Source organism: Pseudoxanthomonas winnipegensis (genome assembly GCF_030322905.1).
In the GTDB taxonomy this organism is placed as follows: Bacteria; Pseudomonadota; Gammaproteobacteria; order Xanthomonadales; family Xanthomonadaceae; genus Pseudoxanthomonas_A; species Pseudoxanthomonas_A winnipegensis.
On sequence record NZ_CP095475.1, the window covers coordinates 4,207,543 to 4,228,173 of the forward strand.

At 69.9% G+C, this 20,631-nt stretch carries 16 protein-coding genes; 5 read left to right on the forward strand and 11 right to left on the reverse strand.

Features of this window, described 5'->3' with window-relative positions:
• Positions 1-231: 231 nt before the first annotated feature.
• Entirely contained in the window at positions 232-1,641 is a 1,410-nt protein-coding gene (glnA, locus tag MWN52_RS18540; RefSeq protein WP_130520817.1) for a type I glutamate--ammonia ligase, read from the reverse strand.
• Positions 1,642-1,861: 220 nt separating this feature from the next.
• Here glnA and MWN52_RS18545 point away from each other — a divergent pair, with 220 nt between their 5' ends.
• Positions 1,862-2,656, forward strand: coding sequence for an undecaprenyl-diphosphate phosphatase (locus tag MWN52_RS18545; RefSeq protein ID WP_130524618.1), 795 nt, complete (start codon positions 1,862-1,864; stop codon positions 2,654-2,656).
• Positions 2,657-3,359: 703 nt separating this feature from the next.
• Here MWN52_RS18545 and MWN52_RS18550 read toward each other — a convergent pair.
• The 8 genes from MWN52_RS18550 to MWN52_RS18585 all read right to left on the reverse strand — a co-directional run bounded on the left by MWN52_RS18550 (position 3,360) and on the right by MWN52_RS18585 (position 10,163).
• On the reverse strand, positions 3,360-3,974 hold the full coding sequence (locus MWN52_RS18550) for a YbhB/YbcL family Raf kinase inhibitor-like protein (RefSeq protein ID WP_286575826.1): 615 nt from the start codon (positions 3,972-3,974) through the stop codon (positions 3,360-3,362).
• A 59-nt stretch (positions 3,975-4,033) separates the two neighbouring features.
• Positions 4,034-5,062 carry a YheT family hydrolase gene (locus MWN52_RS18555; RefSeq protein ID WP_286577795.1) on the reverse strand — a complete coding sequence of 343 codons (1,029 nt, stop codon included), beginning with the start codon at positions 5,060-5,062 and terminating at the stop codon, positions 4,034-4,036.
• Positions 5,063-5,094: 32 nt separating this feature from the next.
• Positions 5,095-5,889, reverse strand: a complete 795-nt coding sequence (locus MWN52_RS18560; protein ID WP_130520811.1) for a lysophospholipid acyltransferase family protein — start codon at positions 5,887-5,889, stop codon at positions 5,095-5,097.
• 91 nt (positions 5,890-5,980) lie between these two features.
• On the reverse strand, positions 5,981-6,412 hold the full coding sequence (locus MWN52_RS18565; protein WP_130520809.1) for a hotdog fold thioesterase: 432 nt from the start codon (positions 6,410-6,412) through the stop codon (positions 5,981-5,983).
• 27 nt (positions 6,413-6,439) lie between these two features.
• Positions 6,440-8,449: a phospholipase D family protein gene (locus MWN52_RS18570; RefSeq protein ID WP_235871734.1), complete on the reverse strand. Its 2,010-nt coding sequence runs from the start codon at positions 8,447-8,449 to the stop codon at positions 6,440-6,442.
• Positions 8,446-9,039, reverse strand: coding sequence for a YceI family protein (locus MWN52_RS18575; RefSeq protein ID WP_228257928.1), 594 nt, complete (start codon positions 9,037-9,039; stop codon positions 8,446-8,448). The genes MWN52_RS18570 and MWN52_RS18575 overlap by 4 nt, the downstream gene beginning before the upstream one ends.
• The gene (locus MWN52_RS18580; protein WP_130520807.1) at positions 9,030-9,506 is read right to left on the reverse strand and encodes a SixA phosphatase family protein; all 477 of its coding nucleotides are present in this window, start codon (positions 9,504-9,506) and stop codon (positions 9,030-9,032) included. The genes MWN52_RS18575 and MWN52_RS18580 overlap by 10 nt, the downstream gene beginning before the upstream one ends.
• Positions 9,507-9,533: 27 nt before the next feature.
• The gene (locus MWN52_RS18585; RefSeq protein ID WP_130520805.1) at positions 9,534-10,163 is read right to left on the reverse strand and encodes a ParA family protein; all 630 of its coding nucleotides are present in this window, start codon (positions 10,161-10,163) and stop codon (positions 9,534-9,536) included.
• Positions 10,164-10,291: 128 nt separating this feature from the next.
• Between MWN52_RS18585 and MWN52_RS18590 the strand changes: the two genes are divergently transcribed.
• Together MWN52_RS18590 and MWN52_RS18595 are read left to right on the forward strand one after the other, a co-directional pair.
• Entirely contained in the window at positions 10,292-11,779 is a 1,488-nt protein-coding gene (locus MWN52_RS18590) for an AAA family ATPase (RefSeq protein ID WP_286575827.1), read from the forward strand.
• A gap of 181 nt (positions 11,780-11,960) precedes the next feature.
• A complete protein-coding gene (locus tag MWN52_RS18595) occupies positions 11,961-12,737 on the forward strand; it encodes a hypothetical protein (protein ID WP_286575828.1) in 777 nt (258 codons plus the stop codon).
• A gap of 21 nt (positions 12,738-12,758) precedes the next feature.
• Here the strand turns inward: MWN52_RS18595 and MWN52_RS18600 are convergent, their stop codons facing one another.
• Positions 12,759-13,859 (reverse strand): hypothetical protein, encoded by a 1,101-nt coding sequence (locus tag MWN52_RS18600; protein WP_286575829.1) that lies wholly within the window; start codon positions 13,857-13,859, stop codon positions 12,759-12,761.
• Between the two features lie 42 nt (positions 13,860-13,901).
• Entirely contained in the window at positions 13,902-14,819 is a 918-nt protein-coding gene (locus MWN52_RS18605) for an AEC family transporter (RefSeq protein WP_286575830.1), read from the reverse strand.
• 162 nt (positions 14,820-14,981) lie between these two features.
• Here MWN52_RS18605 and MWN52_RS18610 point away from each other — a divergent pair, with 162 nt between their 5' ends.
• Together MWN52_RS18610 and ilvA are read left to right on the forward strand one after the other, a co-directional pair.
• A complete protein-coding gene (locus MWN52_RS18610; protein ID WP_286575831.1) occupies positions 14,982-18,695 on the forward strand; it encodes an indolepyruvate ferredoxin oxidoreductase family protein in 3,714 nt (1,237 codons plus the stop codon).
• Positions 18,696-18,966: 271 nt separating this feature from the next.
• Positions 18,967-20,511, forward strand: a complete 1,545-nt coding sequence (ilvA, locus tag MWN52_RS18615) for a threonine ammonia-lyase, biosynthetic (protein WP_130524608.1) — start codon at positions 18,967-18,969, stop codon at positions 20,509-20,511.
• Positions 20,512-20,631 lie beyond the last annotated feature (120 nt).

The window sequence follows — 20,631 nt, forward strand, 5'->3', positions numbered from 1 at the left end:
GCGCCCAAGGGCCGCGTCGAGCGCGCGGGAGCAAGGACCCGTGCGTACGACGTGGGAGGGAGGGCGTGCGGCCCATGGGCGTCTTCGATGACGCGTCCCCAGCACTGCATGGTTCACGGCCGCCCCAGCGTGGCATTGCGGCTTCGGTCGGCCGTGCACCGGAAGCGCTCAGATGAGGTGCAGCGATGGCAGTGGGTGGGAGGGGGGACCCACCGCCATCGCCGCGTTTGCTCAGTTGGCGTAGTACAGCTGGTACTCGAGCGGATGGGTCGCCGCGCGGAACTTGGTGACTTCCTGCATCTTCAGGTCGATGTAGCCGTCGATCAGGTCGTCGGAGAACACATCGCCGGCCTTGAGGAAGTCGCGGTCGGCGTCCAGCGCGGCCAGGGCCTGGTCCAGCGAGGAACAGACCTGCGGGATCAGCTTCTCTTCTTCCGGCGGCAGATCGTAGAGATCCTTGTCCGAGGCCGCGCCCGGGTCGATCTGGTTCTTGATGCCGTCCAGGCCAGCCATCATCAGCGCGGTGAAGGTCAGGTAGCCGGACTGCAGCGGATCGGGGAAGCGGATCTCGATGCGGCGCGCCTTCGGGCTGTTGACCCACGGGATGCGGCACGAGGCCGAGCGGTTGCGCGCCGAGTAGGCCAGCATCACCGGCGCCTCGAAGCCCGGTACCAGGCGCTTGTAGCTGTTGGTACCCGAGTTGGCGAAGGCGTTGATCGCCTTGGCGTGCTTGAAGATGCCGCCGATGTACCACAGCGCCATCTGCGACAGGCCGCCGTAGCCGTCGCCGGAGAACAGGTTGGTGCCGCCCTTGGCCAGCGACTGGTGTACGTGCATGCCGCTGCCGTTGTCGCCGACGATCGGCTTGGGCATGAAGGTGGCGGTCTTGCCGTTGCGGAAGGCCACGTTCTTGATGATGTACTTCATCATCAGCAGCTCGTCGGCCTTCTTCACCAGCGTGTTGAACTTGGTGCCGATCTCGCACTGGCCGGCGGTGGCCACCTCGTGGTGGTGCACCTCGGTCTCGATGCCGACCTGCTCCAGGGTCTTGACCATCTCGGCGCGGATGTCGTGCAGCGAATCGGTCGGCGGGACGGGGAAGTAACCGCCCTTCACGCCCGGACGGTAGCCGCTGTTGCCGCCTTCGTACTTGGCCGCGCTGTTCCAGGCCGCCTCTTCGGAGTCGATCTTGAAGAAGGTGTTGCCCATCTCGTTGGCGAAGCGCACCGAGTCGAAGATGAAGAACTCCGGCTCCGGGCCGAAGAAGGCCACATCGGCGATGCCCGAGGACTGCAGATAGGCCTCGGCGCGCTTGGCCACGCCGCGCGGGCAGCGCAGGTACGAGGTCATCGTCGCCGGGTCCAGCACGTCGCAGGTCAGGTTGATGGTCGGATCGGCGTAGAACGGATCCAGATAGGCCGTGTCGGCGTCGGGCATCAGGACCATGTCCGATTCGTTGATGCCCTTCCAGCCGGCGATGGAGCTGCCGTCGAACATCTTGCCTTCCTCGAACAGGCTGGGCTCGACGATGCTCGCCGGGAAAGTCACGTGCTGCTGCACGCCGCGCAGGTCAACGAAACGCAGGTCGACGAACTCCGCCTTGGAGTCCTTGATCAGCTTTTCGACTTTGTCGACGGACATCTTTGCTCCTCGAATCGGTGGTGAGGTGGAATGTGTGACGGCCTTATCGCAAGCCGCGTGCCAACCCGGAGGGCGCGCTAAGTCCCTGTTTTCTCTACATCCTCTTCACGCCGCGCACCAACCGGATGCACTTTGAAGGTGCATCGACTGAAACTAGCACCTAAAGCGTGCAAATGCGATTCGCCTTATGCTTCGGCCTCCCCCACGTTGCGCCCTATCCATGTCCGAACTCTTGGCCGCGCTGCTGCTCGGCATCCTCGAAGGCCTGACCGAATTCCTGCCCATCTCCAGCACCGGGCACCTGCTGATCGCCCAGCACTGGCTGCCGCGGCAGACCGATTTCTTCAACATCGTCATCCAGGCCGGCGCGATCATCGCGGTGGTGCTGGTGTTCCGGCAGCGGCTGGTGAGCCTGGCGCTGGGCTGGCGCGATCCGGTCCAGCGCGACTACCTGTTCAAGCTCGGCACCGCCTTCCTGGTGACCGCGGTGGTGGGCCTGGCGGTGCGCAAGCTGGGCTGGGCGCTGCCCGAGACGGTGACCCCGGTGGCCTGGGCGCTGATCATCGGCGGCCTCTGGATGATCGTGGCCGAACGCCTGGCCGAGCGCCGCGGCGACAGCCCCAACGTGACCTGGACGGTGGCCGTGCTGGTCGGCCTGGCGCAGGTGGTGGCCGGCGTGTTCCCCGGCACCTCGCGCTCGGCCGCCGCGATCTTCATCGCGATGCTGGCCGGCACCAGCCGGCGCTCGTCGGCGACCGAATTCGCCTTCCTGGTCGGCATCCCGACCATGTTCGCCGCCAGCGGCTACACCTTCCTGGAGCTGGCCAAGGACGGACAGCTGGGCCAGGTCGACTGGACCGCGGTGGCGGTGGCCTTCCTGGCCGCGGCGGTGACCGGCTTCATCGTGGTGCGCTGGCTGCTGGGTTTCATCAAGTCCCACCGCTACACCGGCTTTGCGGTGTATCGCATCGTGCTGGGCGTGGCCCTGCTGCTGTTCCTGCCCAGCGGCGCCTGAGCGCGGCAACCGATGGAACGAAAAGCCCGCGCGATGCGCGGGCTTTTTTTCTTGCGGGAGCGCATCACCCAGGTCTGTCGATGACACGAGCGCTGAGGCTTGAGCTCACTTCGCCGACCAGCCTCGACCCGGCCGGGCACGGCTCCTCGGCTCGGTCCGCCATCCATGGCCCGCTCTCCGCGCGCCCGGCCGGGTCGAGGCTCCGCGAGCGTGCAGATCAGGACTTCTTCCCACGAAGGCATTGAGCAAGCGCTCTGCCCCCTCCCTTTCGCCGCAGGCGAAGGGGAGGGCCGGGGTGGGGTGCTTTTGCTCTTGCTCTTGCTTCGGTGGCTTTCCCGGGAAAGCCCCGACCCCTCCCCCTCAGTCGCTAGCCGCGACTTCGAGCTCCCCTGCGCTACGCGCAAGGGAGGGGGCCTCAAGTCCAAGCCCTTCCCTTCGCTGATCGCGCTCTGCGCATGGGCGAGGGTCTCGAACGACCGCGCAAACCGAAGCGCTGTGACCTGACGCGCGCGGCAGCGGGTCGGCGGGCGGTGGCCGCGCCTAGCGAGGCAGGACGCCGAGCGCCCGAATCAGGGCAGGATGCCCTGATTGAGGGACAAGCGGCCGCCGCCCGCCGGACCGCTGCCCTGCCGAAGCCAAGAACGCCAGGCGCCGCGACCCGTCACTCGAGAGAAGAACATTCTTCGCAACAGACGCAGACAACTCAGCCCGCCAGCTTGGGGTTGAGCGTGTAAGTGCCGACCCACTCGGCCTGCCCCAGCACATGGCCTTCGATCGCCTTCAGCACGTCCTGCCCGGTGAACGCGCCCTCCACCGGCACGCGCTCAAGGTCCAGCGCGTACAACCGGAAATGGTAGTGATGCAGGCGCGCATCGTTGTACGGCGGATAAGGCCCGTCGTAGCCGAAGTACTGCCCGGCCAGCTGCGCATTGCCCTCGAAATAGCCGGTGTAGTCGTTCAGCCCCTGGCGCGCGCCGGACGGACCCTCAGGCGTGCGCTTGCCGCCGGCGACGAAACCGTCGGCGCAGCTGCCCGCGGCCAGCGCCTGCACCTGGGCCGGGATGTCAACCATCACCCAGTGATAGAAGTCCTGCCGCGGCTGGTCGGCCGGCACCTCCATGTCGTCGCGGTTGGTGGTCTCCGGCACCGTCGGCACGTCCGGATCGACCACGAGCAGCGCGAGACTGCGCGTGCCGGCCGGCGCCTGCTCCCAGGCCAGGTGCGGATTGCGGTCGGGCGCGAAACCCTGGGCGTCGCCGCCGGCGAACTCGGCCGGGATCGGGGCGCCGTTGGCGAAACTGTCGCTATGGATGCGCATGGCAAGTCTCCGTATCGAAGGGAAGCTGGGAAGACGGCGCGCCGGGCGCGGCGCGGACGCTAGTCGCGGGTGAGCCGATCGGTCACCCAGCGCTCGCCGAACCCGTCGCAGTGCGCGTTCTCGATGAAGCCGCAATGGCCGCCCCAGCGCGCCACTTCCAGCGCCACGCTGGCCGGCAGCTGCCAGCGGGCGAAGTCGGCGAAGGGAATCACCGGATCGTCCTGGGCCATCAGGATGTGCGCCGGCACGGTCATCTCCGCCAGCCGGTTGCCGGCGATGGAATAGCCGTCCAGATAGTTCTCCAGCGTGCCGAAGTCGGTCTCGTGCTCGACCATCCAGCGGGTCAGCTCGCGCACGCTCAACGACAGCACCGTGTCGTCGTAGACATGGCGCTCGGGGAACAGCTGGCGCTTGATCTCCAGCGAATGGCGCCACTTGCGCTGGAAGTACCAGTGGTACAGCGGCAGGCCCTGCTCCATCCCGGTCAGCGTGGACTGCGGGTCCAGCACCGGGCACACCGCGGCCACGGCCTTGAGCGGCAGCCCGAACGCCGGCGCGCGCAGCGCCACCCGCAGCGCGAAGTTGCCGCCAAGCGAGTAACCGGCCGCGACCATCGGCCGCGACGGGAACCGCTGCGCCACATCGCAGGCCGCGTGCAGCACCTCGGGCAGCAGGCAGGAGTGGAAGATGTCCTCGTTGAGGTGGTGGGTCTGGCCGTGGTCGCGGAAATTCAGCCGCACCACCTCGTAGCCGGCCTCGAGCAGGCTGGCGGCGGTCATGCGCATGTAGCTGGATTCCGAACTGCCCTCCCAGCCGTGCAGCAGCAGCGCCAGGCCGCGCACCTCCATGCCCGGCACGACGCTGTGCCAGCCCTGCAGGCGCACGCCGGCGCCGCCGTCGAAGATGTGCTCGGTGCTGACCGCGCCCATCGCCTGCAGCCGGCGCAGACCGCGCCGGCGGCGCAGGTCGCTCGAACTCAGGATCGACTGCAGATGCGCGTTGCGTAGCCAGCGCGGCGGCGCGTAGCTGCTGGCGCTGACCGGCGCCTGGCCCACGTCGGACTGCGCCGGCGCCAGGGAGGCGCCCATCAGGCCCGCGCGTGCGCCGAAGCCCAGCATGCTCAGGCCTCCATCGCCGCGACGATGCGCGCCCGGGCGGTGTCGGCGATCTGCCGACGGCCCTGGACCTGGTCGGGGAAGATGGGTTCGAGGAAGCAGATCTCGGCCACGCGCGAAGGTTCGCCCAACAGGCGTAGAAAGTTCGCGAAGAAGCTCTCGTGCGGGCCGAAGGCCACCACCTGCTGCGCATCGCCGCGCACGCCGTAGCGCAGGGCCACCGGCTGCACCGGCACGGCCGCCTCGACCGCCGGCTGGAAGATGCGCGCGTGGAACGGGCCGACCTCGCTGCCGTCGCGGGTGCGGCCTTCCGGGAACACCGCCACCGGGCGGCCTTCCTTCAGCCGCTCCAGCATCGCTTCCATCACCCCGCCCAGCGACTCGGTGCTGCCGCGCTGGTGAAAAATCGTCTCCCCGCGCTGCGCCAGCCAGCCCACCACCGGCCAGCCGCGGATCTCCTGCTTGGCCACGAAGCCGACCATGCGCTGGCTGTGCACCATCTCGATGTCCACCCAGCTGACGTGGTTGGAGACGAACATCACCGCCCCCTGCAGCGGCGTGCCGCTGCGACGCAGGCGGAAACCGAAGATGCGCATCAGCGCGGCCGACCAGTGCTCGACGGAGAACTGCTTGACCGTGCGCCCGCGCAGCGGCAGGCCGGCCCACAGCGGCACCATGGTCAGCAGCAGCAGCGGCAGCATGACCAGCACATGGATCAGCAGCAGCGGCGTGCGTAGCAGATAGCGGAAGGCGCGGCCGGCACCGGGGGCAGCAGGCGCCAGAGAGGGGGAGGGACTCATCCGGGCAAGATACCGGATGGGTCCGGGGCCGGCTACAACAGCCGGCCGGAAGCAGCGTTGCGCCGGGCCGGCGCCCGGCCCGCGCGGCGGATCAGGCCGCCGGCTTGGGCACCACCGCCAGGGTCAGGCGCGAAACGCACACCGGCTTGCCGCGCTCGTTCTCGATGCGGATGTCCCAGACCTGGGTGCTGCGGCCGATATGGATCGCGCGCGCGGTGCCGGTGACGGTGCCGGCGCGCTCGCCGCGGATGTGGTTGGCGTTGATCTCCAGGCCGACCACGGCGTGCCGCTCGGGATCGAGCACGCTCAGGCCGCCGGCCAGGCTGCCCAGCGTCTCGGCCAGCACCACCGAGGCGCCGCCGTGCAGCAGGCCGAACGGCTGGTGGGTGTGCGCGGCCACCGGCATGGTGCCGCGCAGCCAGTCCGGGCCGGCCTCGGTGATGACGATGCCCAGGTGGCCGACTAGGTTGCCGGCCGACATGGCATTGAGCGCGTCGATATCGACGGGGACGCGGAAAGTCATGGCAGTGTCCTTCTAAAACGTGAAGCGTCAGAGGATCGGCACCAGGCCGGCGCCGAAGGCGATCAGGATGCGCGCGTACAGCCGCTTGGGCCCGATGCTCACCTCGGGGAAATCGCCCACCGACTTGTAGCAGGCGTGGAACATCGGATCCTTGACCGGCAGCGGGCCCGGGCACTGTTCGCTGGGCACGAATTCGTAGCTGGTGGCATAGCGCCAGGGCCAGATGTCGAACACCGGCAGCGCCGAGGACACCTTGTCCAGGCTGTAGTTGATCCCCGAGAACACGCCCGGCTTGGGCCGGGGCGCGATCACCCAGGAGTTCTCCGGCTCGATGTCGCGGCGGATGCTCTGCTCCAGCTGCTGGGCGAAGGCGCGGTTGGGGATCACCACCACCGCCTCGGTGTTGTAGTCGAGCGAGCGCGGGTCGAAGTTGTGCGTGCCGATCACCGCGATGTCGTCGTCGATCACCATCGACTTGGCATGCAGGCCCATGCGCACGCCGGCGCGCTTGAGCGGCAGCGGGTCGCTGTGCGGGCCCTTGCTGAGGAACGAGGGCCGGCCCTCGGCGCGCTGCAGGCGCCGGTCCACGCGGTTGCGTTCGCGCGCGCGGCGCGTGGCGCGATCCTGCTGCTCGTCGCGGTCCACCATGCCGAAGGGCCGGCTGCCGGGCATCGAGGTGCGGATGGCGGTGCTGCGCGGCACGTCCTGCTCGGGCATCGGTGCCGGTTCCTGCCCGGGCAGCGCCACCGGCGGCACCGGCAGCAGCGTGGCCACGTCCACCGGCGCGTCGGCCGGGAACGGCTTGTATTCGTAAAGCTGGAAGCCGAGCTCGCGCAGGTACATGCGCTTGTACTTGGCCGACACCGAATACACGATCGGATTGTCGGTGGCGGCCAGGCTGTTGGTGGACACCACCACCGTCGGCGGCACCGGCCGCGTGCGCAGGCCCTTGAAGAAGCGCTTGGCCTGCTTGGACATGATCAGGTACGGCGTCTGCATCAGGATCTCGTCCTGCGCGCGGGTCAGCAGCGTGCCCAGCTCCCAGTCCGAGGGCGCGGCGGTCTCGGGATCATCGGCGCGATGCTTGCGCGGGGTGTCGGCCACGTAGCTGACCGTGCCCACTTCCAGCGCGCGGTCGACCAGGCGCTGCTGGATCACCTCCGGGTCGCTGGCGTCGGCGCCCATGTCGGCGACGCGGTCGGGGCGCTTGAACGCCTCCGGCGGCATCGGCGGCACGCCTTTCTCGAGCAGCGTGCGGCCGACATCGCTGAGCCGCTCGGCCGGGATGCTGCGCGGCGCCTCCCAGAACTGGTCGAAGCTGCGCCCCATGTCCGCGCCTTCCGGGCCTGCGATCAGCACGTCGCGGTCGCGGAAGTTGTATTCCGAATCCCAGTCGTAATAGTCGTCCTGGTAGTTGCGCCCGCCGGTGATGCCGACCGCATCGTCCACCAGCAGCAGCTTGGTATGCATGCGCTGGTTGAAGCGCCGGAAACAGCACACCACGCTGGCCGCATAGTCCAGGTAGCCCGGCACGGCCTGGTTGAAGGTCGGGTTGTACAGGCGCAGGGCGAAGTTGCGGTGCGCGCCGGACAGCGCCGCCAGCATGTCCAGATTCGGAATGGCGGTGAGCTGGTCGATCAGCACCCGCACCTGCACGCCGCGGCGCGCCGCGGCCAGCAGCTCGTCCAGCACCAGCCGCGCGCTGTCGTCGGTGTCGAAGATGTAGGTCTGCACGTCGATGCTGTGGCGCGCGGAGCGGATCAGGTTGAGCCGCGCCAGCAGCGAATCCTCGCCGCGGTCCAGCAGCAGCGCGTAGTGGCGCGGCACCTTGGGCGTGGAATCGGCGCGCGCCTTGTCGGCCAGATCGCGCAGCGCGGAAGGCTCGGCGCAGGCGTTGGCGGCCTGGCAATCGATCACCTGCGAGCGGGCGGCCTGGGCGATCTGCACCGCGCGTGCATGATCGGCCTGGGACAGGCTGGCGCAACCGCTGCCCAGCAGGGACAGCAGCAGGGCGAAGGCCCCCAACAGCTTTCTCAAGGTTTGGGCTCCCGCTCCGGTGCCTGCACGCGCGCGCGCAGCAGGAACTGCACCTTGTCGCTGAGCGCCAGCCGGAAGCCGTCCATGTCGTAGTCGCTGCGGCGCACCTCGCCGGACAGCACCACATCGCAGTCCACGCCAGGGCGCGCACAAGGCTCGGGCGTGACCGTGAGGGTCTCCGGGCGGCGGATGCCGCGGATCACCAGCTCACCCTCGAGCTGGCCGCCGCCTTTGAGCACCGCACTGTCATAGGGGTAGGACACGAACACCACTTCCGGCCATTTTTCCGCATCGAAGAACGCGCTGCCGCGCGCCCACTGCGCATAGCGCGTATGGTCGCCGATCTGCACGTCTGCGGTGTACATGTGCAGAGTCACCTGGTGTCGGCCGTCGGGCAGCACGTGCACCACCCCGTCGTAGCGCGGGAAGTTGCCTTCCAGCGTCTGCCCCCAGCGCGTGGACAGCGCGAAGCCCAGCCGCGTGTGCTGCTTGTCCAGCGGCATGGTGCGCGACTGCGCGGCGGCGGCGGTGCAGAGGGTCAGCCCGGCGCCGAGACAGAACCGGATCCAGGCCTTCGCCTTCACGGCCACCAGAACGCCGACAGGCTCGCCGCGCCCGGTTCGATCGGGCCGTCCTCGGCGAAGGTCAGCACGACCACCGAGCCGGTGGGCATGCCGCGATAGTCGCTGGTGCTGCCGCTGTGCAGCAGCGCCGCCAACTGTTCCAGGCCGGGGTTATGGCCCAGCAGCAGCAGGCGGTCGACATCGCGGTGCGCATCGGCCAGGCCGATCAGGGTGCCGGCGGTGGCCTCGTAGATGGCCTGTTCCAGGCGCTGTTCGACGTAGCCGGTGGTGGCCAGCACCGCTTCGAGCGTCTCGCGGGTGCGGCGCGCGGGCGAGCACAGCACGCGGTCGGGGATCAGGCGCTGGTCCTTGATCCAGCGGCCGGCCGCCTCGGCCTCGGCCTGGCCGTGCGGGGCCAGCGGGCGGTCGAAATCGGACTGGCCGGGCAGGGCGGGCTCGGCATGGGCATGGCGCAGGAGGATGAGTTCACGCATGGGACGACCTTATCGGGGGCTGCGTGATCAGACCGCATCCAGCCAGGCGAGCAGCGGCTGCCAGTCCTGCTGGTGATCGCGCACCTGCAGGGAGTGGTAATCGAACAGGCTGCGTCCCAGTCCGGCCATGACCACATAGGCCTGGGTATCGCGCAGCGTGGCGACCACCGGATAGGGCCATTCCCCCATCATCTCCAGCGCCTGCTGGGCGGTGTGGGTCCAGGGCTTGGCGCGGTTGAGGACCAGGCCCACCGGCAGCTTGCGCTTGTGCACGCGCGGGACCTTGGACAGCGAGTTGAGGAAGCCGACGGTGGCCTCGATGTCCAGGCCGGAGGGCAGTACCGGCACCACCACCGCATCGGCGGCGTCCAGCAGCGCTTCCAGCTCATCGGCCATGGCGCCGGCGCGGCCGTCGGCGATCACGGTCTGGGTGTCGGCCGGCAGCCTGGATGCCCACTTCTTGCCGGTGCCGCTGAGCGGCAGCACGGCGCTGGGAAGCTCGGCGCGGCGCTGGGCCCAGCGCGTGGCCGATTCCTGGGGATCGGCGTCCACCAGGACCGTGCGCTGGCCCTGCAGGGCGTAATACGCGGCCAGGTTGGTGGCCACCGTGGTCTTGCCCGCACCGCCCTTGGAACTGGCGACCAGGATGGTCTTCATGCGCTCACGCCTTCGCACTCGTCCGGGAAGCCGGAGCGTACACCGTCGGCCGTGAAAGCCACCAGCCGGCCTCCGGCCCGTGGCGAGGCAGGGCTCTGCTATGTTCGCTCGCCCCGCAAGGAGTGCCCATGAGCGAGCTGAAGGACCTGACCGCGCTGATCCGCGCCGGAACGCCGCTGATCGTCATCGAGACCCAGGACGAGGCGCGGGTGGTGGACCTGTTCCGCCAGTCTCTGGCCCAGGTCTGGCGCGCGCTGTATCGCTGGTCGGCCACCGAGGGCCTGCGCCGGCTGGACATGGACCGCGAGGATGCGGCCGAAGGCGCGCCCGAGGCCGGTGCGGCCCTGCAGGCGATCAAGGCGGCCGAGCAGCGCGGCGTCTACCTGCTGCTCGACTTCGCCCCGTATCTGGAATACGCCGGCCACCAGCGCCAGCTGCGCGACATCGTCCAGCGCCGCCATTGCCAGCCGCACGTGGTGGTGCTGGTCGGCGCCCGGGTCGAGCTGCCCGAAACGCTCGAGCCGTTGGCGGTGCGCTTCAGCCCGCGCCTGCCCGATGCGGCGGCGCTGCTGAAGATGCTGCGCGAGGAAGTGGCCGCCTACCCGGCCGAGAACGGCGGGCGGCGGGTCGAGGTGGACACCGCCGCGGCCCAGCAGATCATCCGCAACCTGGCCGGGCTGGACCTGGTCGACGCGCGGCGCATCGCGCGCCACCTGATCTACGACGACGGCGTGCTCGGCCCCGGCGATCTGCCGCAGCTGGCCAGGCTGAAGTTCGAGCTGCTCGGCCGCGGCGGCCAGCTGCAGTACGAATACGACGGCACGCGGCTGGACGAGGTGGCCGGCGCCGACCGGCTCAAGCGCTGGATCGCCCAGCGCCGCAGCGTGTTCGCCTCCACCACGCCGCCGCCGGGCCTGGACCCGCCGCGCGGCATGCTGCTGCTGGGGGTGCAGGGCTGCGGCAAGTCGATGCTGGCCAAGGCCACCGCGGCCGGGTTCGGCGTGCCGCTGCTGCGCCTGGACATGGGCGCGCTGTACGACAAGTACCACGGCGAGACGGAGAAGAACCTGCGCAAGGCGCTGGCCGCGGCCGAGCAGCTGGCGCCGTGCGTGCTGTGGATCGACGAGATCGAGAAGGGCCTGGCCAGCAGCGGGAGTGGCGAGGATGGCGGCGTGTCCCGGCGCGTGCTCGGCAGCCTGCTGACCTGGATGGCCGAGCGCAGCGCGCCGGTGTTCGTCGTGGCCACCGCCAACCAGGTCCACGAACTGCCGCCGGAGCTGCTGCGCAAGGGACGCTTCGACGAGATCTTCTTCGTCGACCTGCCCGACGCCGACACGCGGGTCGAGCTGCTGCGGCTGCATCTGGGCCGACGCAGGCTGGTGGCCGAGGACTTCGCCCTGCCCGCGCTGGCCGCGGCCAGCGACGGCTTCTCCGGCGCCGAGATCGAGCAGGCCATCGTCTCGGGCCTGTACACCGCACACGCCGAGGGCCGCGCCCTGGACACCGACGGCCTGATGCGCGAGATCCGCACCACCCGCCCGCTCTCGGTGCTGATGGCCGAGCAGGTCCAGGCGCTGCGCGACTGGGCCCGCGGCCGCACCGTGCCGGCACACTGAGGCGCGGGTGTGCGACGGCGGCCAGGCGCGCCGCTGGGCCCAGGTGGGGTGAACCGCGTGGAAGACGCTACCAATCCTCACTCATTTCCCTGTAATTTCAAATACTTGTCGCTTGTCGCAAGGGCCGCGCTGCCGTAGGCTCAGGGGTCTGACGGATCCCGACGGAACGGCCCCGTAGTCCATGGAACACTCCCTTCCCCACCCCCAGACCTGCGAGGAGGCCACGCCCTCGCAGGTGGCCGCCGAGCTGATCGCGCGGCATCAGCAGGCCGACGGCCGCGTCGCCGTGCTCGATCTGGCGCGCCAGGTGCCCGCCACCGCGCGCGCCAGCCACATCGAAGTGCAGGTGCTGGCGCAGGAAGTCGCCGTGCGCCTGCCCATCCCCGTCGCGCGCAAGCTGCTGTCCGGCTTCCCGCCCTTCAGTCTGGTTCCGCGCGCGCCGTGGCAGCGCAAGAGCCTGCTGTACCGCGCGCTGGACGCGCTGGCGCCACTGCGCTGGGTGCGCTATCGGCTGGGCCGCTCGCGCTATGCCTGGGTGCGCCAGCGCGCGGCGCATCGCCAGGGCCTGGAGGCGTTCACCGTGGTCGAACGCGCCACCGACGCGGCCGTGGCCCGCTTCGCGCGCGTGGTCGACCTGCATTGCTTCGCCGACCTGTTCGCCCGCGACGGCGATTTCCGCGACACGGTGGTCGCGCTGGTGTGCGAGCACGCCGCGCCCGAGCTGCGCGATCCCTCCGGGGCCGAGCAGCGCCTGAACATGGCCGCCCTGCTCGACCTCACCGCCTGGCACCAGGGGCAGCGCGGCGACGCCGCCACCCAACTGGGTGCCGAACTGGTGATGCTGGCCATCCCGGCCTCAGTGTTCGAGCGGGTCACGGCGGCGATCCGCCAGTGCATGTCCCAGCGCACACCCGCCGTCCCGACGCAGGCGCAACCTCAGGAGATGGCGGCCGCCTGAAGAACGGCGGTGTGGAGGGCGCTACTGCGCCCCCGCCGCTGTCGCCCTGGTCGAGGTCCAGCCCGCGGGCGGAGTGAGCGGCCGGTGGTTGGCTTCCAGCAGGCGCTGCAAGGCGATGATCTCGCCGTCGCGCAGCTCCCAGTCGAGATAGGTATCCATCGGGACCTCGCCCGTCGACGATGACCGGAGGCGGGACGATTCGGCCAGGAGCCATTGCAGCTGTCGCCGCTCCTCGCGCCAGCGCAGTTCCTGCGGGGTGTCCGCCGTCAGGCGCGTCATCAGGGCGGTGCCGAGCATGCGGCTGATCAGGTCGCTGCCATCCCGCGCCATCAGCGCGAACACCGATTTGCAGTCTTCCCAGCGTTCGCGGTCGTCGTGGGTGTGCGTTTCATCGCAGTAGCGGGTGACCACGCCCAGACTGGGGATCGGCCGCGTCGCCAGCATGGTCAGCACGTTGAACCTGGGCCAGTCCGCCAGCTGAGGGCCATCGGGTAGACCGTTCTGCGCCGCGAGCGCCTGGCGCAGCGATGCATCCATCGGCGGCACGGGCAGGCCGGAGACCGCGTCGGCCAACAGACCCCCAAACTCGATCTCCATAGCGTCGTAGCGCGTCGCCTGCGTGGCCGCGCGCCAGGCCCTGGCCGCTGCCTTGGCATCGCCGCGCTGCTGGGCCTCGATGAAGGTGAGCAGCTGCACGAACAGGTTGTCGCCTTCCTCGCGCTGCAGGAACGCCAGCGCGCCGGCCGCGTCGCATTGCACGTTGGCCCCGGGGCATCCCATCGCCTCGAAGCGTGCGACCAGCGCATCGCGCGGCCGCGCGTCGAGCGCGGCCTGCATCCAGGCACCGGGCTCGTCGATCCCGGCGGCAGGCGGCTTGCCCGTGCCTTGCCGTGCGTCGGCGTCGTCGCGTGGCCACAGCACGGCGGCGGCGTAGAGATCGCGCGCCTGGCCGCTGGAGGCCACGCCGCGCAGGTGCAGCTGCAGGGCCTGGTCGTACCGCGCCTGCCAGGCCTTGAAGCGCTGCTCGAAAGCGGTCTGGTCGGCCGCGGCCTGCGCCTGCGCACGGACCGGGAGCACCTGAAAGGCCAGCAGCAGAACGGCGGCGAAAGCAAAGCGGCGCATGTCGGTTCGTCCCTGAAAACCCGACCTTGAGGATGACACGTCTCAAGGCGCCAGGTGCGGCAACAGCCAGGCCAGCACAGGCAGCGTGGCCAGCGACAGCACGATGGAGTAACCGGTCAGCGCCGCGCACAGGCGCGGGGCCAGGTTGTGCGAGATGGCCAGCGCCGCGGCGGTGATCATGGTCGGCATGGCCGACTCGAGCACGTTGACCTGGAACAGCTGGCCACGCAGACCGAAGGCGTAGGACAGTGGAATGGCCAGCGCCGGTATCACCAGCAGGCGTAGCGCCAGGCCCACGGCCAGCGGCTTGAGTTCATGGCGCGGCAGCCGCAGCTGGATCGACAGGCCGACCGAGAGCATCACCAGCGGCAGCATCGCATCGGCCAGGCGCTGCAGGCCGCTGGCGATCCAGGCCGGCGGCGCGGCGGGCATCAGCGTGACGGCGAACACCAGCGCCCACAGCGGCGGAAACTTCACCACCCGCAGGACGAGCTGCCTGGCCCCCGGCGGCGTCTCGCCCGAGTAGCGCGCCAGGATCACGATGCCGAGCGTGGACAGCATCAGGAAGGTGCCGAACTGGTCGTACACCACCGCATAGGGCAGCGCATGGTCGCCCAGCAGCGCCCGCACCATCGGATAGCCGATGAAGCTGGAGTTGGAGAAGCCCACGCAGATCAGCAGCGCGGCCTGTTCGCTGCGCGCCAGCTTCAAGGCGCGGCCGGCGATGGCGACCAGCCCGTACACCGCGCCCATCAGGATCCACGGCGTCAGCATCAGGCCAAGCAGCGAAGGATCCAGGTGCAGGCGCGGCACGAAGGTCAGCACCGCCGCCGGCAGGCAGACGTAGAGCACCACCAGATTGAGCACATGCGCCGCCCCTTCCGGGAACAGGCGCAGCCGCGCGAACAGCAGCCCCAGGGCCAGCATGGCCAGGATCAGGGCGAAGGCATCGAAGGCCATGCGTTTCCTTGCGCGGACAGGCGCGGGAGCGTGGATCGGGCGCATTGTCGCAACGCGCCTGCCGCAACGCCAAATGAGGCCGGCACCGAGGCGGTTGTAGACTGCCGCCGCGCCAGGCCCATCGCCACGCGCACGCCACGCCGCTTTCCACCGGGCCAGCCCATGACCAGCACCGCAGAACTCACCTCGCCCTCGTCCGCCGACACGCCGGCGCTGGCCACGCTGGATGCCGACTACACGCTGGAGCACAAGTACACGCGCACCGACGGGCGCATCTACCTGTCCGGCGTGCAGGCGCTGGTGCGGCTGCCGCTGATGCAGCGCCTGCGCGACGATGCCGCCGGCCTGAACACCGCCGGCTTCGTCAGCGGCTATCGCGGCAGCCCGCTGGGCGGCTTCGACCTGGAGCTGTGGCGCGCGCGCCGGCACCTGGACGCGGCCAAGGTGAAGTTCCAGCCCGGCCTCAACGAGGACCTGGCCGCCACCATGCTGTGGGGCACGCAGCAGACCACGCTGTTCCCGGGCGCCACCGTCGCGGGCGTGTACGGCATGTGGTACGGCAAGGGCCCGGGCGTGGACCGCAGTGGCGATGTGTTCAAGCACGCCAACGCGGCGGGCACCTCGCCGCTGGGCGGCGTGCTGGCGCTGGCCGCCGACGACCACGCCTGCCGCAGCTCGACCCTGCCGCACGGCAGCGAGGAGGAATTCGTCAGCGCGATGATGCCGGTGCTCAACCCGGCCGGCGTGCAGGACATCCTCGACCTCGGCCTGGTCGGCTGGGCGATGAGCCGCTACACCGGGCGCTGGATCGGCTTCAAGACCATCGCCGAGACCGTGGAGTCCTCGGCCTCGGTGGACGTGGATCCGTTCGCGCGGCGGATCGTGCTGCCGGAGGACTTCACCATGCCGGCCGGCGGCCTGAGCATCCGCTGGCCCGATCCGCCGCTGGACCAGGAGATGCGCCTGCATCGCTACGCGGTGGCCGCCGCGCAGGCCTTCGCCCGCGCCAACCAGATCGACCGGGTGGTGGTGGATTCGCCGCGCGCGCGGCTGGGCATCGTCACCACCGGCAAGAGCTACTTGGACGTGCTGCAGGCGCTGGAGTACCTGGGCTTGGACGAGGCGGCCTGCCGCGACATCGGCATCCGCGTCTACAAGGTCGGCATGAGCTGGCCGCTGGAGCCGGTGGGCATCACCGCCTTCGCGCGCGGGCTGGAGGACATCGTCGTGGTGGAGGAGAAGAAGGCCTTCATCGAGCGGCAGATGAAGGAGCTGTTCTACAACTGGCCGGCCAGCGCCGGCGCGCGGCCCAGCATCGTGGGCAAGTACGATGAGGCCGGCGCCTGGATCCTGCCCTCCACCGGCGAGCTGACCCCGGCCACCATCGCCGGCGTGATCGGCGCGCGCATCCTGCGCTTCGCCAGGACCGAATCGATCGAGCAGCGGCTGCGCTGGATGGAGGCCAAGGAGGCCGAGATGGCCCTGCCGCGCGCCAGCTTCCCGCGCGTGCCGCACTACTGCAGCGGCTGCCCGCACAACACCTCCACCGTCGTGCCCGAGGGCGCGCGCGCGATGGGCGGCATCGGCTGCCACTACATGGTCACCTGGATGGACCGCAGCACCGACACCTTCACCCACATGGGCGGCGAGGGCGTGACCTGGTCGGGGCAGGCGCCGTTCACCGCGACCGAGCATGTCTTCCAGAACCTGGGCGACGGCACCTATTTCCACAGCGGCTCGCTGGCCATCCGCCAGTCGATCGCCACCGGCGTCAACATCACCTACAAGATCCTCTACAACGACGCGGTCGCCATGACCGGCGGCCAGCCCGTCGATGGTCCGCTGAGCGTGCCGGACATCGCCGCGCAGATGCGCGCCGAGGGTGTGCAGACCCTCGTGCTGGTGTCCGACGAGATCGCCAAGTGGTCGCGGCGGCGCGACCTGTTCCCGCCCGACACCGAATTCCACGACCGCGCCGAGCTGGACAGCGTGCAGGATCGCCTGCGCCAGGTGCGCGGCGTGTCGGTGCTGATCTATGAGCAGACCTGCGCCACCGAGAAGCGCCGCCGCCGCAAGCGCGGCAAGCTCGTCGATCCGCCCAAGCGGGTGATGATCAACTCGCTGGTCTGCGAGGGCTGCGGCGACTGCGGGCAGAAGAGCTTCTGCGTGTCGGTGTTGCCCAAGGAAACCGAGTTCGGCCGCAAGCGCGCCATCGACCAGTCCAACTGCAACAAGGACTATTCCTGCGTGTCGGGCTTCTGCCCCAGCTTCGTCACCGTGCACGGCGGCCGGCCGCGCAAGGGCCAGCGCAGCGAGGCCTCCGCGCTGCTCGAGGCGCTGCCGGCGCCGGCGTTCAAGTCCGACCTGGGCGAGCCCTGGAACATCCTGATCACCGGCGTCGGCGGCACCGGCGTGGTGACCATCGGCGCGCTGCTGGGCATGGCCGGGCACCTGGAGGGCAAGGGCGCCAGCGTGCTCGACCAGACCGGGCTGGCGCAGAAGGGCGGCGCGGTCACCACCCACGTGCGCCTGGCGCGCGCGCCGCAGGACCTGCACGCCGTGCGCATCGCCGCCGGCGAGGCCGACCTGGTGCTGGGCTGCGACATGGTGGTGGTCAACGACTACTGGGTGCTGTCCAAGGTGCGCGGCGAGCGCGCGCAGGTGGTGCTCAACACCTACGAGGCCATGCCCGGCACCTTCACCACGCACCCGGACATGCAGTTCCCCGCGGCCGAGATCATCGCCGGGGTCAACGTCGCCCTGGGCGGCCGCGACCCGCTGCTGCTCGATGCCACCCAGCTGGCCACCGCGCTGCTGGGCGATGCCATCGCCACCAATCTCTTCATGCTGGGCTATGCCTGGCAGCAGGGGCTGGTGCCGATCGCGTTCGAGGCGCTGATGCGCGCCATCGAGCTCAACGGCGCGGCCATCGAGATGAACAAGAGCGCTTTCGCCTGGGGCCGCCTGGCCGCGGTCGATCTGCCCGCCGTGCAGCAGGCCGCCGGCCTGGTGCGCAACACCGAGACCCGCGAGGAGCACGTGCCGCGCAACCTGCGTGTGCTGCCGCCGGGCGACTGGGAGGGCACCGAATGGGGCGCCACCAGCGCGCCGCGCAATCCCGACAACGCGCGCAGCGTGCGCGGCCTGCCCGACAGCGCCGCGGCCACGGCCGACGGTGTGGTGCTGCTGCCGCTGGACGACGCGCGCCTGTCGCGCACCCTGGACGAGGCCATCGCGCGCCGCAGCGCCTTCCTCATCGACTATCAGGACGCCGCCTACGCGGCGCGCTACACCGACTTCGTCGCCCGGGTGCGCGAGGCCGAGAGCGCCCGGGCGCCCGGCTCGACGGCGCTGACCGAGGCGGTGGCGCGCTATCTGTTCAAGCTGATGGCCTACAAGGACGAGTACGAGGTCGCGCGGCTGTATACCAGCGGGGAATTCCAGCGCCAGCTCGAACAGCAGTTCGAAGGCGACTACACCCTGCAGTTCCACCTGGCCCCGCCGCTGCTGGCCAAGCGCGACGCCAAGGGCGAGCTGGTCAAGCGCGCCTACGGTCCGTGGATGCTGCGCGCGTTCGGCGTGCTGGCCAGGCTGAAGTTCCTGCGCGGCGGCGTGTTCGACGTGTTCGGCCGTAGCGCCGAGCGGCGCACCGAGCGCCAGCTGATCGAGGACTACTGCCGCACCGTGGCCGGCCTGCTGGACACGCTCGACGCCGAGCGCCTGCCGCTGGCCGTGCGCATCGCCAGCCTGCCCGAGCAGATCCGCGGCTATGGCCACATCAAGGAGCGCCACCTGCACGCGGCCCGTGCGCAGGAGGCGCAGCTGCTGGCCCAGTGGCGCAATCCGAAGGCCATCCCGATCGTGCAGGCGGCCTGAGGGTCTTCTACTCCCGTGGAAGCCACGGCCTCCCCAAATCCCTTGTAGAGCGGAGCTTGCTCCGCTGCCCTTCGTCGGTTCGTGGGGAAGGCCCCAGCGGAGCGAGCTCCGCTCTACAGGCGCGGGCCGCCATGGCGGCGATGAGGCTTTCCGGGTAAGGCCCCATCGCCGCCATGGCGGCTCCCACGGAAGCAGAAGAGGCAGCGGCGCGATGCTTCCAACCGCAACCAAGCCCCAGCAAACCTAACGCGCGCTGTAGCATGGCGGCCCTATGACCGCACCGCTCAAGCCTGCCGATTACCTCAGGAAAATCCTCACCGCGCGCGTCTACGACGTGGCCGTCGAGACACCGCTGGAGCCGGCGCGCATTCTCAGCCAGCGGCTGCACAACAAGGTGCTGCTCAAGCGCGAGGATCAGCAGCCGGTCTTCAGCTTCAAGCTGCGCGGCGCCTACAACAAGATGGCGCATCTGAGTCCCGAACAGCTGCAGCGCGGGGTGATCTGCGCCTCGGCCGGCAACCATGCCCAGGGTGTGGCGCTGGGCGCGCACCGGCTGGGCACGCGCGCGGTGATCGTGATGCCGGTGACCACGCCGCGCCTGAAGATCGACGCGGTCAAGGCGCTGGGCGGCGAGGTGGTGCTGCATGGCGACAGCTACTCGGACGCCTACACCCATGCGGTGACGCTGGAACAGCAGCAGGGCCTGACCTTCGTCCATCCCTTCGACGACCCGGACGTGATCGCCGGCCAGGGCACCATCGCCATGGAGCTGCTGCGCCAGCATCCCGGTCCGCTGGATGCGGTGTTCGTGGCGGTCGGCGGCGGCGGGCTGATCTCGGGCGTGGCCAACTACATCAAGGCCCTGCGCCCGGAGATCAAGGTGATCGGCGTGCAGATGGCCGACTCCGATGCGATGGTCCGCTCGGTCAAGGCGCGCAAGCGCGTGGCGCTGACCGAGGTCGGCCTGTTCGCCGACGGCACGGCGGTCAAGCAGGTCGGCCGGGAGACCTTCCGCATTGCCCGCGGCCTGGTGGACGCGTTCGTCGTGGTCGACACCGACGCGGTCTGCGCGGCGATCAAGGACGTCTTCGTCGACACGCGCGGCATCGTCGAGCCCTCCGGCGCGATGGCGGTGGCGGCGATCAAGCAATACGTCGCCACGCACAAGACCAAGGGCGCCACCTACGCGGCGATCCTGTGCGGGGCCAACATGAACTTCGACCGCCTGCGCTTCGTCGCCGAGCGCGCCGAGGTCGGCGAGGAGCGCGAGGCGCTGTTCGCGGTCACCATCCCGGAGGAGCGCGGCAGCTTCCTGCGCTTCTGCGAACTGGTCGACCAGCTGCCCGGCGGGCCGCGCAACGTCACCGAATTCAACTACCGCATCAGCGACGCTGCGCAGGCGCACGTGTTCGTCGGCCTGACCACGCACGGCAAGGGCGAGTCGTCGAAGATCGCGGCCAACTTCCAGCGCCACGGCTTCGCCACGCTGGACCTGACCTTCGACGAGCTGGCCAAGGAACACGTGCGGCACATGGTGGGCGGGCACTCGACGCTGGCCCAGGACGAGCGCCTGCTGCGCTTCGTGTTCCCCGAGCGGCCCGGCGCGCTGCTCAAGTTCCTGACCCTGCTCAAGCCGAGCTGGAACATCAGCCTGTTCCACTACCGCAACCAGGGGGCCGACTACGCGCGCACCCTGGTCGGCCTGCAGGTGCCGGCCAAGGATAACGCCGCCTTCGCCCGCTTCCTGGACACGCTGGGCTATCCCTGCGTGGAAGAGACCGACAACCCGGTGTACCGGCTGTTCCTGCGCAAGTAGCGCCCCTGCCCCTCCCCGTTGCGCGCAGCGCGGGTGGAGGTTGGGAGGGGTGCTGTTGCTGTTGGCACAGGCACGAGCAACGGCAACAGCTAACCCCTCCCCAGCCCTCCCCTTCGCTTC

What these genes read in the sequence shown, in the direction of transcription:
- glnA (WP_130520817.1), bottom strand. Translation starts at nt 1,641, where the DNA reads ATGTCCGTCGACAAAGTCGAAAAGCTGATCAAGGACTCCAAGGCGGAG.
- MWN52_RS18545 (WP_130524618.1), top strand. Translation starts at nt 1,862, where the DNA reads ATGTCCGAACTCTTGGCCGCGCTGCTGCTCGGCATCCTCGAAGGCCTG.
- MWN52_RS18550 (WP_286575826.1), bottom strand. Translation starts at nt 3,974, where the DNA reads ATGCGCATCCATAGCGACAGTTTCGCCAACGGCGCCCCGATCCCGGCC.
- MWN52_RS18555 (WP_286577795.1), bottom strand. Translation starts at nt 5,062, where the DNA reads ATGGGCGCCTCCCTGGCGCCGGCGCAGTCCGACGTGGGCCAGGCGCCG.
- MWN52_RS18560 (WP_130520811.1), bottom strand. Translation starts at nt 5,889, where the DNA reads ATGAGTCCCTCCCCCTCTCTGGCGCCTGCTGCCCCCGGTGCCGGCCGC.
- MWN52_RS18565 (WP_130520809.1), bottom strand. Translation starts at nt 6,412, where the DNA reads ATGACTTTCCGCGTCCCCGTCGATATCGACGCGCTCAATGCCATGTCG.
- MWN52_RS18580 (WP_130520807.1), bottom strand. Translation starts at nt 9,506, where the DNA reads ATGCGTGAACTCATCCTCCTGCGCCATGCCCATGCCGAGCCCGCCCTG.
- MWN52_RS18585 (WP_130520805.1), bottom strand. Translation starts at nt 10,163, where the DNA reads ATGAAGACCATCCTGGTCGCCAGTTCCAAGGGCGGTGCGGGCAAGACC.
- MWN52_RS18590 (WP_286575827.1), top strand. Translation starts at nt 10,292, where the DNA reads ATGAGCGAGCTGAAGGACCTGACCGCGCTGATCCGCGCCGGAACGCCG.
- MWN52_RS18595 (WP_286575828.1), top strand. Translation starts at nt 11,961, where the DNA reads ATGGAACACTCCCTTCCCCACCCCCAGACCTGCGAGGAGGCCACGCCC.
- MWN52_RS18600 (WP_286575829.1), bottom strand. Translation starts at nt 13,859, where the DNA reads ATGCGCCGCTTTGCTTTCGCCGCCGTTCTGCTGCTGGCCTTTCAGGTG.
- MWN52_RS18605 (WP_286575830.1), bottom strand. Translation starts at nt 14,819, where the DNA reads ATGGCCTTCGATGCCTTCGCCCTGATCCTGGCCATGCTGGCCCTGGGG.
- MWN52_RS18610 (WP_286575831.1), top strand. Translation starts at nt 14,982, where the DNA reads ATGACCAGCACCGCAGAACTCACCTCGCCCTCGTCCGCCGACACGCCG.
- ilvA (WP_130524608.1), top strand. Translation starts at nt 18,967, where the DNA reads ATGACCGCACCGCTCAAGCCTGCCGATTACCTCAGGAAAATCCTCACC.